14 protein-coding genes are annotated in these 13861 nt (G+C 34.8%); all 14 read right to left on the bottom strand.

Annotation, left to right across the window (positions count from 1 at the left end; genetic code table 11):
- Positions 1-3 precede the first annotated feature (3 nt).
- Positions 4-657, bottom strand: coding sequence for an RHS repeat-associated core domain-containing protein (locus C4S76_RS12135; RefSeq protein WP_105193751.1), 654 nt, complete (start codon positions 655-657; stop codon positions 4-6).
- Between the two features lie 117 nt (positions 658-774).
- The gene (locus tag C4S76_RS06930) at positions 775-1398 is read right to left on the bottom strand and encodes a hypothetical protein (RefSeq protein ID WP_105193750.1); all 624 of its coding nucleotides are present in this window, start codon (positions 1396-1398) and stop codon (positions 775-777) included.
- A 10-nt stretch (positions 1399-1408) separates the two neighbouring features.
- Entirely contained in the window at positions 1409-1534 is a 126-nt protein-coding gene (locus tag C4S76_RS12100; protein ID WP_262494551.1) for a hypothetical protein, read from the bottom strand.
- 72 nt (positions 1535-1606) lie between these two features.
- Entirely contained in the window at positions 1607-1759 is a 153-nt protein-coding gene (locus C4S76_RS11780) for a hypothetical protein (RefSeq protein WP_181044078.1), read from the bottom strand.
- Positions 1760-1932: 173 nt separating this feature from the next.
- Positions 1933-2601 (bottom strand): hypothetical protein, encoded by a 669-nt coding sequence (locus tag C4S76_RS06925; protein ID WP_105193749.1) that lies wholly within the window; start codon positions 2599-2601, stop codon positions 1933-1935.
- A complete protein-coding gene (locus tag C4S76_RS06920; protein ID WP_105193748.1) occupies positions 2592-3203 on the bottom strand; it encodes an RHS repeat-associated core domain-containing protein in 612 nt (203 codons plus the stop codon). Before C4S76_RS06920 ends, C4S76_RS06925 begins: the two co-directional genes overlap by 10 nt.
- 121 nt (positions 3204-3324) lie before the next feature.
- Complete coding sequence (locus tag C4S76_RS06915; protein WP_105193747.1) at positions 3325-3792, bottom strand: hypothetical protein; 468 nt, start codon at positions 3790-3792, stop codon at positions 3325-3327.
- A 20-nt stretch (positions 3793-3812) separates the two neighbouring features.
- The gene (locus C4S76_RS06910) at positions 3813-4385 is read right to left on the bottom strand and encodes an RHS repeat-associated core domain-containing protein (protein WP_105193746.1); all 573 of its coding nucleotides are present in this window, start codon (positions 4383-4385) and stop codon (positions 3813-3815) included.
- The gene (locus C4S76_RS06905; protein ID WP_105193745.1) at positions 4382-4804 is read right to left on the bottom strand and encodes an Imm12 family immunity protein; all 423 of its coding nucleotides are present in this window, start codon (positions 4802-4804) and stop codon (positions 4382-4384) included. Before C4S76_RS06905 ends, C4S76_RS06910 begins: the two co-directional genes overlap by 4 nt.
- A gap of 13 nt (positions 4805-4817) precedes the next feature.
- Complete coding sequence (locus C4S76_RS12130) at positions 4818-5447, bottom strand: RHS repeat-associated core domain-containing protein (protein WP_317045850.1); 630 nt, start codon at positions 5445-5447, stop codon at positions 4818-4820.
- Positions 5448-5753: 306 nt separating this feature from the next.
- Positions 5754-6203 (bottom strand): SMI1/KNR4 family protein, encoded by a 450-nt coding sequence (locus C4S76_RS06895; RefSeq protein WP_105193743.1) that lies wholly within the window; start codon positions 6201-6203, stop codon positions 5754-5756.
- A gap of 17 nt (positions 6204-6220) precedes the next feature.
- Positions 6221-10843 carry a DUF6531 domain-containing protein gene (locus C4S76_RS06890; RefSeq protein ID WP_105193742.1) on the bottom strand — a complete coding sequence of 1541 codons (4623 nt, stop codon included), beginning with the start codon at positions 10841-10843 and terminating at the stop codon, positions 6221-6223.
- 18 nt (positions 10844-10861) lie between these two features.
- Positions 10862-12181: a hypothetical protein gene (locus tag C4S76_RS06885; RefSeq protein ID WP_105193741.1), complete on the bottom strand. Its 1320-nt coding sequence runs from the start codon at positions 12179-12181 to the stop codon at positions 10862-10864.
- A gap of 4 nt (positions 12182-12185) precedes the next feature.
- Positions 12186-13861: type VI secretion system Vgr family protein (locus C4S76_RS06880; RefSeq protein WP_105193740.1), on the bottom strand; the 1676-nt coding region annotated here is incomplete at its 5' end.

Here is a 13861-nt window from a genome sequence, read left to right as displayed (position 1 = left end):
GGTTTAATGATGTTTATTTAATTGCACATTAGCATCTTTAGAAAGATACTTTTCCCTCATTTCATCTGTATATGCATCTACATGCATTTTCTTTATTTCTGGATCAGCATCTAAAGCATGTATTCGATCCAATTCCTCTAATGCTTCTTCTCTATGCCATTTTCTATGACTTCCATTATGTACTGTCCTTGTAGGATCTAGACTACTACTTTCAGGGAGATAGACTAAATTTCTACTATTGTTTATATCATATCCCAGCTCTTGTAGTAAAGGATGATCTCTCAAAGAATCTGCGATAATATGATGCTTTTGATATCCTGATATAGAAATCATTTCTGCAAAATCACCTGAAACTGGACCTCTAGCTAATCCTAAAGGGTCAATCCAATCATTTACATTATGTACATAGGAATATAAATAATTTCCACCCTTTAACCTTATCGGATCCTGGCTTATATATGTTCCACTGTCTGGAGAATAATACCTAAAACGGTTATAATACAACCTGGTTTCCTCATCTTCGTACTGTCCCTGATATCGGAAAGGTATGGAAAAACGGTTGTTAAACTTATCTTCCTTTACTTTTCCGTAAAAATCCAACTCAACCTGCCAGATTAACTCGCCTGTTTCGTTATATACCTGATAAGGCGTACCCAAATAATCGGAAACTATGGAATATTTCTTACCATTCCTTAGTTTTGCACTCGGGGTAAAGCTGCCTTCTTCATATACCCAGGAGGTATTATGAAAATCACAAGATTAACAAATAATCACTTAATCTGATACATTATCGTCTTCAAACAATTTATGAAAATTAATTTCAGAAGGATCAAGATAATCAATATCTTTTTCTTTTCCTTTAAATTTGAATAAAAAACCATAATTTTCTCTATTATTTTTTGATAATAGTTTTTTCTTTAATCCAGAAATACTAAGGCAATATTGACCACTAAATGGGAATGTAAATTTTATAGCTTTGTATTCAATGTGGGGATTATCATTAATATCGTAATAAACATTATCAATAGATTCTTCACCTGCTAGTTTCTTAATATTCCAGTTTTCTAGCTCTTCAAAACTAAGTAACCAAAGAGAGTTTGAATTATCAATAGTTAAATTAAAGAATTCCCAATCACATATTATTTTCCATTTTGATAAATCTAAATTATTATTTTCAGTTGTTTCAAAGAAAAGAGAATAACGATCATATATAAGGTGATGAATTGGAACAATCGCTCCATCAGAAATAAAATCATAAAATATTTCATTGTTGCTATCAAAATAAGATAACATCTTTTTAGTTCTAATTTTATTTTTCTTCCTACATTGTTCAAATATAGTTGGAGAAATTAGCGCAATTCCATATCCAGCGGAACTAATTTTTTTATTTTCTATCATATTGTTATTATCAATGTTTATGGTTTATATGTTGTCTTACTTTATCCATTGCCTCTCCAGGGGTCAAGTCGTCATATCTTTTTCCATCTATCATTAAATATCCCTTTGTTTCAAAATTTTTATATGCTCTATCCATTCCATCTAAGGCATCTTCTAATGATCCCTCAAACTTACTTCCATGATAAGGTATACCTTCATCTATTAAGTTTTAGTGCATTTGTTTATGTAAATCTGCTGTACCTATTGGATCATTCGGATACCATTTTATATTCTCAATTGTATCTCTCATATCTAATTTATTACCAATAGAATGTGGAAATAAATGATGCCCAAGTCCTGTCGGTTTTAAATCACTATACAAACCGAATAAATCATAATTTTTGTTTACATCATGAACATAAGAGTAAAGTTTATAGCCCCTTCAAGTCTTATTGGATCTTGACAGAGGTAATTCCCTGAATTACAATCATAATATCTATTTTATATTATATAATATAATATAAAACTTTTATGGGCTAATTCACAAGAGTTTACTTATATAATAACTCTTACATCAATTTTCTCTTTTAATCTATCGACAAAAGTATAATCAGATATCTTTTTACACTTCTCAATAAGTAAGTCTTTTAATTTATGTAATTTATGTATTGCTTCAATATTTTCTAAAGCATTGTTTCTAACTAAAGATAGACCTATCAAAGGAAGTTGTTCAATTCCTTCTAATGTTTCTATTTTTGAGCTATAAATATGAAGCCTCTGTAACTTTTTTAATTCTGATAATTCATTAAGATTTAGACCTGAAAATTTTGAAAGTACCAAACTTTGTAAAGAAATTGCTCTATTTACATTTATTAAACCCTTCCAATATTCACCTCCTAAATGTTCAAGTTCAGGAAACTTTGAAATATCTATTTTAAATTTCTGTTTATCTAAATAAATTTTTTTTAAGTTTTTAAGGGAATAAAATCCGTCAGTATTTATAACATTTTCTAATGTCTCTAAGGAGATAATTTCTAGGCTATTCGATATTTTTTGTAATTCTGAAAAATCAACTTTTGCATCAGTTTGCTCCAGGAAACCTCGTAACTGAATTTGAGATATTTGTAACTGCTGAGCATATGCTATACCTTCACTTAGCTGATTTGCGTAAATAATAATGTATTCGCCATCTAAATTTTTTCGTATTTTTTTATCTAATGACATTTTATTCCTTTTCCTTTTTGATTATTAAATTTCGTTTCAAAATCATCTGCTTTTTTCATAATATCATCATATAAAGCTTTGTTATTAACTCTAGCATCATCAAGTAGTTTTTTTCCAGGAGAATTAATAGCATTGTCATAATCTAAAGATGATACCGCATTATTTCTCCTCATCAGTTCGGCTTCTACCATTAAACCTGTTTTGTTGTCTCCAAAGTCCATATGTATTCCTTGAGTTACATTAGCTTTACCTCCAACTCTTTGTTTCATTGAAGCATACATTCTATCTTCAGGACCTTTACCTATATACCATCTTTTACCATCAGTAAACATATATGTACCAGTTAGACCAAACGGGTCGACCTGTGTATTGGAATCGTGAACGTAGGCATATAAATTCAGGTTTCCGGCTAGTCCTATTGGATCCTGACTAATATACATTCCACTATCAGGTGAATAATACCTAAAACGGTTATAATACAGCCTGGTTTCTTCATCTTCATACTGTCCCTGATATCGGAAAGGTATGGAAAAACGGTTGTTAAACTTATCTTCCTTTTTCCACGCGCGGCAGTCTGGATCGTCCGCTAAAAACGTTCTCAACGTTTTTTAAACGCTCCGCCCTCGTAAATATCCAGCTCAATCTGCCAAATCAGTTCGCCTTGGTCATTGTATTCCTGATAAGGTGTTTTCAGATAATTTGATAAAATATCTTTTAGCTCTTTTAAATTTTTTGCTCCTTAATTTTCTCAAACCTTTCTTTCTGTAATGGAATAAATGTAACAGCGTCAAAATCTTGAAAGCGGTCTTTGTATTTTAAGATAATCTCTTCAAAATAATTAAAAATTTCTTCACAAAGCATTTTTCTTGTTTCATCTTCCGATAATGTTTCGTACTTATCTAAGGCTATGATTTGATCTATTACAAGTTTTTCATCCTTTTTTATATATCTGGCAAATGATTTTAAATTTCCTGCTTCAATATTTTGTAAAAGATAAAATCTAAGAATAGTACCAAGTGCTATATGGCTATATTTTTGATCAAGATTTGTTAGTTTACTAGAAATCGATTCTTGCCAAGTATAGTCGTTTAAAGCATCGATAATATAATCGAGAACTTTATTATTTATATCTGCTTTTTCTATAGATTTTCCTCCATACGAGTCATAAGTAATTTTAAAAAAAATTCCCATACTATATTTATCCTTAAATGTTAATGATGTGTTTTATTTCCAGGTGGTAAACTACCATATTGTTTTTCATAATTTTGTATTTTTTGAGTTTCAATTAATCGGTCTGTTTGCTTGGAGTTACCAACAGTTGTTTGATCAACGCGCCTTCTTAAACCAGCAGGAGTGACATTTCCGTTCGCATCTAATATAGGCTTCCCATTCGCATCAATAGCGACAGAAGTAGCACTAGACCGATTAATTCTTGCTTCATCTAGTCTTGTTTGAGAATATCTTCTAGTAGAATTTTGAGATTCACCAATTTTATAAATATCTCCTTTCTTTAATCTAGTATAAGAGGTTGGGTTTAAACTTCCTTTTTCGTAAACAGGATACCAACCATCAGTCACAGCAACAAGCTCATAAACTTCTAATCCAAAAATATCCACCCAACCATTAATGTCTTTCACATAGCCGTATAAATTTGGATTATTTCCGGCAAGCCCAATCGGGTCTTGGCTTATATAACTACCAGCATTACAATCGTAATACCTAAATCGATTATACGCTAGCTCAATTTCCTTATCGTAATACTGCCCTGCGCGGTTTAGTATCAAATACTATGTAGGGCTTTTTTTATTCTTGCATTGTATTCATCCAAATCAAATTCAACTTTTATTTTTTTTAATTTATTACTCAGAATAATCCCAGCGTCAAAAAAATATCCTTCTAATTCAGTGACAAATATTTTCTTATTTTCAGTTTGATCATCTGTCCACTTGATATCATCAAATATAATATTGACTACAAAATTCTCTTTTTTAGGGCTATATCTAGGCATATATATGCCTGATGTTTCTTCATATTTTGTTAAATCACCATTAAACGCTAAATAAAAACTAATTTTATTGACTTTTTCGACATGGAAGTCTCCAAATACTTCTTTGATCTTTTTTCTAATATTTCTTACTAAATGAATTAGTATACTATCAGCTAAATTTTCTCCACCGAACGCTGAATTTAAAACTATTTCCATTTTTATTACCTTTTTAATGTTTATGTTTAGCTTTCATTTTATTATTCACACTATCCGCATCTGAACTGAGTTGTTCCCCTTGTTTAGAACCGGCCCATTTTTCCTTATTTAACGGACCTGGTGCTTTTTCGCTCAATTCCCTTTCTAATTTTAACATATCAGCTCGTGTACCTCGGGTCATTTCAATTATATCCCAATCTTCAGGAATAGTATTACCATATCTAGCTCGTGGATTATTGACTTTATCTGTAATACCCCATTTCTTAAAATTCCCATCGGCATCATACAACGCATACAAGACAGCTGGTTTTGTCGATAATGCAGAATTTCCATGTAAACTTGGTTTGGGCTTAGGTTTAGGTCCTGGCTTCTTTTTAAATTGACCATTCTTCTTATTTCCATAAGGATTATATAATCCTAAAGGGTCAATACCATCATTTGTATCTACTACATAAGAATATAAATTAAATAAATCTCCATCTAAACCAATAGGATCCTGACTAATATACGTTCCGGAATTACTATCATAATACCTAAATCTATTGTAATACAATCCAGTTTCTTCATCTTCATACTGTCCCTGATATCGGAAAGGTATGGAAAAACAATTGTTAAACGTATCCTCTTTTACCTTACCGTAAATATCCAGCTCTACCTGCCAGATTAATTTGCCTTGATTGTTGTAAACTTAATATAGCATAATCAAATAATAGGAAAACTTATCTCTTCCAATTTTACAGCTTGTTAGTAAAAAATAAAGGATTCTTAAATATTATAATTTGAAATATTACAACAGTTACTATTTATAATGATTCTATCACCTATTTTTTTTGCCAATCACTATATTTTTTTTAACTACAATATATTCATATTTTGAAGGTAAAACTCCTATACATTCTGTTAATACAACAAATTTATTTTTATTAAATACACTAGTTTCCTTAATTTATTACCCTAATTCATTTATTTTATTTTCTATAAATTCTAGAAAATTATTTGCATATAATTCATCAGATTGACTTAGATAATCTCTGAAATAAACTTTGTATTCATTGTTTTCTATATTATTTTCAACTATAAAATAATAAATCTCATTATCATTTTCTAAAATTGACAATTCGTTTGATTTTAATATATTATTATGTATATTTATAAAATAAGAATATAAAATATCATTATCTGCATCTTCTCTAAATTCAGGGGGAGCTATAATTTTGATACTATCATAACCTATTTCGAGGAATTCATATTTTTTTAAAAACCATTTATAAGAATATGGTAATTGAAATTTAAGCTCTTTTTCTTCTGCATCAATCCAACTTTCAAGAATGACATCCTTTTTCCCAATTTGGATTTTTGATATATTTTCTTCTATAAAAAATTCAAAATCTTTATACATAATATTAAAATTCTTTTTTAATGATGATTATTTCTAATTTGATTTGCTCTTTCCCTCCAGTAATCCCCTCTATATTCATCAAACTCTGATGCTAAATCAGATAGTGTTCCATCATTATTCTTCCTAAAAGATGGATACCTTGGGACAGTTTGCCTAGGAATATTTGGATTTTTAGGGGGTGCTGGCATATGTAATTGACTACTATATTGCTGATGCATACTTGTTGTTATTTCTGCTAAACTTCCTCTTTGTCCATTAAATCCATTCACTTCTGTTTGAGTAAGGTGATGTAATTGAACAGATTTACCATCAATTCCAATAGGAGCTAATCCATCAGACATTCTTTCTAAATTCGTTCCTCTTTTCCATTGTCCTGTAACAGGGTCTTTCCAGCTTGAAGATGTATTTATATCAAATAAATCGTCATTTTGATAAACAGTTCTTCCAAGTACTTCATTTTTTGACCAAGTAAGTCCAAATATATCAACTTTATTAGTGACACTTGTTACATAGCTATAAAACTTAAGTCCCCCTAATAGCTTTATAGGGTCTTGCGATATATAATTTCCTGCATTACAATCATAATACCTAAACCGGTTATAATACAACCCTGTTTCCTCATCTTCATATTGCCCCTGGTAACGGAAAGGGATAGAAAAACGGTTGTTGAACTTATCCTCTTTTACCTTTCCGTAAATATCCAGCTCTACTTCCCAAATCAGTTCGCCTTGGTCATTGTAAGCCTGATAAGGCGTTCCCAAATAATCCGAAACTATGGAATATTTCTTCCCGTTCCTTAGTTTGGCACTCGGGGTAAAGCTGCCTTCTTCATATACCCAGGTGGTTACATCTTCCATAGGCTCTTCCCGGCTGTATTGCAATTGTCCTTTAGGAGTAACTTCCAACTGAGGGCGGTCTTTCAGCGGATAATTCCACTCATGTAACAGAACATTTCCCTCCCAAATATAGCGGAAAATCGTTGTATTGCCAACTATTTTTGCGGTTCTTCTTCCCAGGGCATCATATTCAAAACGGATCCATTCTCCTTTGGGGTTGCGTACAGCCTGTAACATGCCGTTTCCTTGCCATTGGTATTCCCAGTCGCCGGGTAACCATTCTATTTCATTATCCGGTGTAAAAGTTTGTTCTTTTTTTAGGCGGTCGTATTCCGCCAGCTCTGCTTGGGAATAACGGCGTATTTCTGCCTTGCGGTCAAATTCATTATCGTATGAGGGTGTATCATCATCCGATTCGTTAATCCAGAAACCGTGTGAAGTTTTTTCTTTTTTCGGCTTATCTTCTATCCAGAACCTTCCTTTTGTTGAAGAATAAGAAGTTGCCTGTTTCTGCGAAGTATCAATACTTTTTAGTTTATTTACTTTCCTTTTACTTTTTAACCGTAGGTTTCCTTCTTTATCGTAGGCATAGTGCCAGTTTTCATCTTGCAGCAGTTTTCCTCCGGCGGCATATTTACGGTCGGTACGTTCCGGAGTCTTAAAGAGATTACCGATAGCATCCGGCATTTTATATATTTTAGTGATTCCGCTATAATCCGCAGCTAGTAGATTACCGGCAGAGTCATAACTAAAATCTGTATGTTGCCCGCTTTGTTCATTGATGATTCTCATGAGTCGGTCCCCGGCTCCCCATATATAGCGTTTTTTACTTCCTTCCGGGTTTTTACCTTGTATCTGGTGAAGGGTCACACGCCCTTTGGAATCCCTTTCGATTTGCGATACTACTCCTCCGGTCATAGTACGTTCTGTTTCCAGCCCCAGGCTGTCCCGCTCAATAGTGGTCTGCCAGCCTTCTGCGGTATTTATCTCTTCAAGGATTCCTAACGAATTGAAACGGTTTTGTATATCGGCACCTAAACTGCTGGTAAGTTGTGTACGGTTACCATCAGCATCATATTTACTCTGTACTTCGTACCCATTTTGTATTTCTTTTATAATTCGTCCTGAAGAATCCCGTTGAAATTTAACCGTGCTGTTTTCATTGGCAGCTTCTATCAATAATCCATCGGGATTATAGGTAAAACATTCACGATTACCATCAGAATGTTCCGCAACAATAATATTGCCTACCCCATCATATTGGTACTGTGTATTGCGGTCCTCGGGCCTTAGTACCCGGGTTACCCATCCGTCGGCATTTCGCAGATATTGCCGTTGCAAACCGTCGAATCCCCATTCACCTACTATTTGCCCCAATGGATTACGAGTAAAACGGTAGGCTTCTCCTATTTCATTACGGATACTTTTAAGTTGTTCTTCCGTATCATAACCGAATACTATTTTTTTTCCGTTCTGGGTACGGCTTTTTAATAAGCCTAATCCCCAGTATTCAAATTCTACCTCTTGGTTGTTATCTTTGGCTTTTATAATATCTCCGGCTGCATTATAAGAAAAATAGTGATGGTTTCCGTCTGCTTCTATTAATTCTGCAAGGTTTCCTGCCGTATCGTATTTATATATAACACGACTCTGATTGGGTAAAATTTCCTTTAACAGATTTCCCATAAAATCATAGACCCATTGCATTTGGTTTCCATTAGGAAAAACTGCACGGGTAAGATTGTGTTGGGAATCCCATTCCAATTGGGTGCAACGTCCTTTACTATCCACAATACCTGTTAAGTTTCCCTTTTCATCATATTCATAAGCTACATAAGAACCATCAGGGAAATAACGATTGCTCAGTTGTCCCTTTTCGTTGTATTCCCATTCCAGTGAAACACCATTAGGGCTATCGTATTTTATAAGCCTGTTTTCTCTGTCATAATGAAAACGGGTAGCATTTTCATTTTCATCAATCAGGTTTACTAAATTAGCATTCAGGTCATATTCAAATTTCCGTACTCTTCCTTCCGGACTTATCAATACTTCAAGCTCTCCGAATTCATTATAAATTTGTCGGGTAACTCCCTGTTTTGCATCTATAATTGTATGGATTAACCTATCGGGATGATAATAATATTCTGTGGTATGTCCCAATGAATTGGTAGAGATGGTTTTTCCGGGTTCGTACCGGGTCCAGTATTCCAAAATACCTTCATCACCCCAGGTATGTACACATCGGGCATCATTTCCTTTCCCTTCATATTCCCAGTAGAAATTCATACCACTCTGGTTTGTCAGGCGTTTTAATAAATGCCCATCATAATAGAATCTTTTCCTGGCTTTGCCGTTTTCATTGACAATTTCGGTTATATTGCCCGATTCATCATGTATATAAGAAACCAGATTATAAAGGCCTTCCGGCTTTTCTATTCCAACATTTTGAATATATCCTTGTTCGTTTTGCCCGATTATAATTTTTCTTTTACAGGAGTCAATAATGTAATTAAGTCCCCTGTGGTTATAAAAAAATTCTACCTGATGCCCATACTCATCTTTTATCATTTTGAGAGGATGAATCCCCTTAAATTCCTGAGAAATAAAACAATAAACAAACCCGTCTTCTCCTTTAAATCCATATCCGTTTTCATCACGAAACCACCAAAGCTTTTCACTTTTAAGGTAAAAACGATCTCCTTTTACAAGGGTTGGAACAATAACTTCCCGTCCGTCTCTCAGTTTTAATGAAATAAAATCATCTTCTAGCAAATAGTATCCAATATCATAGCTAAAATGCCAATTATAGCCTAAAGGAGTGCGTTCCTCTACATCGCTATAATAGGTACGTGTCCAGTCTATAGGAATGGGACCGGGCAGATAAAAATCCTGGTTTTCCGCAATTACCCTTCCGGTTACGGCATCTACGGGTTCACCAAATGTTTTACATTTAACGTTTTGTAAGACTTTTTTCCATTTGGAATTTGGAGGAAGGTCATCTATAAATTTCTGAAATTTGTCTCCTATTTTTTTCCAGCACTTACCTAATCCTTTTAATCCCAATTTAATCATTAAAGCAAATAAATCTATGGTAGGAGGACCTCCTGCCAATACTTTATTTCCTCCGGGAATAATGGTGGTAAGCATAGCAGTAGGAGCCATCAAAGATTTCATGGCTTTTGTTTTCCCTTTTCTAAAAGGAGCGGGAACTCCTACAATATTGCAAGAAAGTGCAGGATGCATTTTGGTTGAAAACGGAGTGCCATCTGCCATTACTTTGCTGCTTCCCATAAACATTTCAGAAGAAGCAGAAGGGGTAACAGTGGGTAGAGCATGAAAAAATATTCCGGGCAGATGTTGTATGGTCGTCCCTGCATTACTAATCCATTGATTGTGTACCTTAACTGAGGGCTTCATCATATCCACTATCAGGCGGGCTACAGAACCAACAGTTACTGGAGCAGGAGCAGGTTCTTCCCCTTCGGCAACGGGAGGTGGTTCCGGCGCCGGAGGAACAAAAGAATTAACAGCTGCAAATATAGCATTCATAATATCAAATACAATACCTATATGAGGAACGGGCATAAGTGGAGAGGGTGGCCAAACGGTTGAATGGGCATCTACACCAACACTTACATCATAAAACTTCCCCACGGGCATTCCCGGTATAGAGGGAAGTATAGAAGAAAGTTTTGCTTGCATGGTATCAAACTTCTCTTTTCCTTTGGCAAATAACTCTCCGAATTTTTCTAAGGGCGTTTGTTGTAATTCTTCTCCTCTGGAAGCGATTTTACTATATGGCATTTTGTTGTTTTTAGGTTATTAAACAAGTTGAGGTTCTAAATAATTGGAATTAAAATTATTATAACTAGCAACCAATTTTTTCCAATCTTTTCCTATCCATTCTTGTAAATAATCAATAAGAATGTTCTGTTCTTTCTCTGTTTTATCTTTCAGGGCTATTTGATGGGCTAGTCCGGCAGAAATTAAAAAGGTAGATTGCCTTTTTAAATCTGCTGATAAATGAGAACCTGCCTGTAAAGACAGCAAAATGTCTTCCCAGGCTTCTTCTTTGATATTTAACTTATATTCAATTGTAGCAGCGAGCCGGTAACTTTCCATAATTGTATACAGATCACTATGGATTAAAGCCGTTTCTGCCATATTTTTATATAAGGCAATACTTTCTTTTTCCTGTCCTGTTTGTATTAAAAGAGCTGCTTTAAGCATGACTGCCGATTTCCAATTAGGATATAATTCTATATCATTTTTTGATTTCTCTGTAAGTTCAATAGCCTTATCTATATAATAAAATCCCTTTTTCTTATCTCCGGTTGTATAGAATACATTAGCTGAAACCAGATAGGCGGTAGAAATTATCTCGATTCCTTTTACAATTTGTGCGATGGAAATTAATTTTTCCGTTTCCTGGGATAAACGGGCTTTATTTTTTACCATGGTTTCCATAACCTTACGGAGTTGTTTATTGAATTGTATGGTAGGGTCGGTGGGTTTATAATTTCCCCCTTCTTTATCCATTTCATTCTTTATAGCTTCCGCCATTTTTAATTTAGGAAACAACTCTAAAGCTTTTAATCCTGATAATTTCCGTTTAGAAGAAATATCCATGGAAACCAGACGTATTCCCGCAGGAATACCTTTTTTTATTTTTTCCTGAAACCATCTTTTTAAAGAGTTATTGCTTACATCTAAAGGAAAATATAATATAAAATAATCGGTTAGTCCCAATAAATTTTTAAATTGATTAAATTCTTTCCATAACATTTCTGCCGTAGGAATTTCCGGAATTTGAGGTAAATAAGGCTCTTTTAAAAAACCATCATTTACAAGTCCCAGAATCATATCATATTCCGGATTTGCAGGTTTTTCAAACCAAGAAATATATTCTTCCCACAATTGTCTTTCAAATTCAGAAAAATCTCCATGACATCTGGTATTGAAACGGAAAAATATATCTTTAAATACTCCAATAGGAGATTGTTCAATATCCATAAAGTGGTCTACAATATCTATATCTGGATGATCGACTACCCAAAGGGCTAACTTCCAGTCTTTTGTTTCAATCTTTTCCCACTCATTTCTGAGTTTATAAAATTCCTGTGCTATTGTTGCTTTTCCCATAGTTTTAGGAATTTATTTTTACTATTCCCCCTGATGTCATAATTGTATCTCCTCCTGAGGAGGATTCAATTTTATTTCCATCAAAACTAAGTTTTGTATTTCCTGTGATTGAAGTATTTTTCCCTACAAGTTCTACTGTATTTTTCGTCTGTACAGATATTTTGTTTAATCCACTTATAGTAATTTCTCCATTTTCACCATCTACAAAAATCGCATTATTACCTACTTGTAAGAGAATTGATTTTTTTGCGTTGAGTACAATATTTCCTTCAGAATCGGAATGAATTATTGCAGGAGCAGCATCACCTTCCTTTTCACCACTTCCTACAGCTATGGTATTGGTTAATTCTGAACTTATCGCTGAATTCCCTTTGCCATCAAAATACATGGCGGAAGGTCCCTGATCCGAGAGTGTCATATCCCCCTTCTGATCGTTAAAGGTAAGGTTAGAACCTGCTGCGGTCTGTAAGCCCTTCATATAGTTTCCCTTACCTCCATGACCTGATTTTCCTTTTCCGTTGAACATCGCTCCCAAAGAAACAGGCTTCTCTGCATTCCCATTCTCAAAACTCACAATCACTTCTTCTCCTATTTCCGGTACTACATGCATCCCTTTGCCGGCTCCTGCATAGGGCGTGATGGAGCGTATCCATGGGGTCATTCCGTTAAAGGGCTTCTGCCATAGAAACTGCACTCGTATTCTTGACATCCCTTCCGGATCGTTGTTATCCATAACCGTAGCCGACTGTTCTTCACATTGGGGGATGGCGTCTTCTTCCATATAAGGAGGGGTCTCTATCTCTTTGGGTACCCCTACTATAAAGTTATGATAGCCTTCCATGCCTTCGTAGTTATGGGTAATCTCTATAATGCGGTAGCTCTCTAAGGGAACTTCTCCGTTCTTGAAGATCTCATGTCCCGGCATCCAAGCTTTGAGCTTCACAATATCGCCTAAACGTATGTTTGGATTATGGGTCTTGGCTTCTAAATAAAATACGTTTTGACGGCTTTGTTTCTGTCTTTTTACTGCAGAGGTAAGCTCCATCCTGCCACTTTCCATCAAACTTTGGTTGTATAAGGAAAGGGGTACTTTGTTGTAGGTCTTGGCTGAGGCTTCTTCTGCATATTGCTGAAAGGGGTTCTTGGTGCCTTGTACGCTTACACTTTCGGATTCTACGGTGTAGTTCTCTGCCTGCTTGGCATCGTAGGATGTATAGGTGAACTTTTGGGGGACTAATTGCATCTTCAGTTCGTATTCGAACAGGTCTTGTTCTTCTACCAGCTCTACGGTCTTCCCCCCATACCCGCCAAAGACCAGCTGGGTGCCATTGTAGTAAAACCATTCTCCATACCTTGTGGCTAACCTTCTGATAAATTGATAATCAGATTCCCGATATTGTACGGTATATAGCAGTTTTTCCTGTAGGTGCGGACGTATATCCCACTGAATCAGGTCGGAAGGATATTCGCGGGTAGATTCTTCAATAATTTCTTTAAGTCCCTTTTTTTCGAAGCTCTGGCAATCCAAGCCATTCTCTAACAGGATGGTTGGGGATTTTCCTTCTAAGATTATATGGCTATAACCGTCTATGCGTTTGTTGCGGATCTGGGTTATGATTCCGGTAAAGATATAGGTGGTCTGTCCGTATTGTTTAAGTTGCAGGGTACAGCGTTTTCCTA

This window comes from Apibacter adventoris, from assembly GCF_002964965.1.
Lineage (GTDB): Bacteria > Bacteroidota > Bacteroidia > Flavobacteriales > Weeksellaceae > Apibacter > Apibacter adventoris.
This window is presented reverse-complemented; position numbering and strand designations above follow the sequence as displayed.

What these genes read in the sequence shown, in the direction of transcription:
- C4S76_RS06930 (WP_105193750.1), bottom strand. Translation starts at nt 1,398, where the DNA reads ATGATAGAAAATAAAAAAATTAGTTCCGCTGGATATGGAATTGCGCTA.
- C4S76_RS12100 (WP_262494551.1), bottom strand. Translation starts at nt 1,534, where the DNA reads ATGGATAGAGCATATAAAAATTTTGAAACAAAGGGATATTTAATGATA.
- C4S76_RS06925 (WP_105193749.1), bottom strand. Translation starts at nt 2,601, where the DNA reads ATGTCATTAGATAAAAAAATACGAAAAAATTTAGATGGCGAATACATT.
- C4S76_RS06915 (WP_105193747.1), bottom strand. Translation starts at nt 3,792, where the DNA reads ATGGGAATTTTTTTTAAAATTACTTATGACTCGTATGGAGGAAAATCT.
- C4S76_RS06905 (WP_105193745.1), bottom strand. Translation starts at nt 4,804, where the DNA reads ATGGAAATAGTTTTAAATTCAGCGTTCGGTGGAGAAAATTTAGCTGAT.
- C4S76_RS06895 (WP_105193743.1), bottom strand. Translation starts at nt 6,203, where the DNA reads ATGTATAAAGATTTTGAATTTTTTATAGAAGAAAATATATCAAAAATC.
- C4S76_RS06890 (WP_105193742.1), bottom strand. Translation starts at nt 10,843, where the DNA reads ATGCCATATAGTAAAATCGCTTCCAGAGGAGAAGAATTACAACAAACG.
- C4S76_RS06885 (WP_105193741.1), bottom strand. Translation starts at nt 12,181, where the DNA reads ATGGGAAAAGCAACAATAGCACAGGAATTTTATAAACTCAGAAATGAG.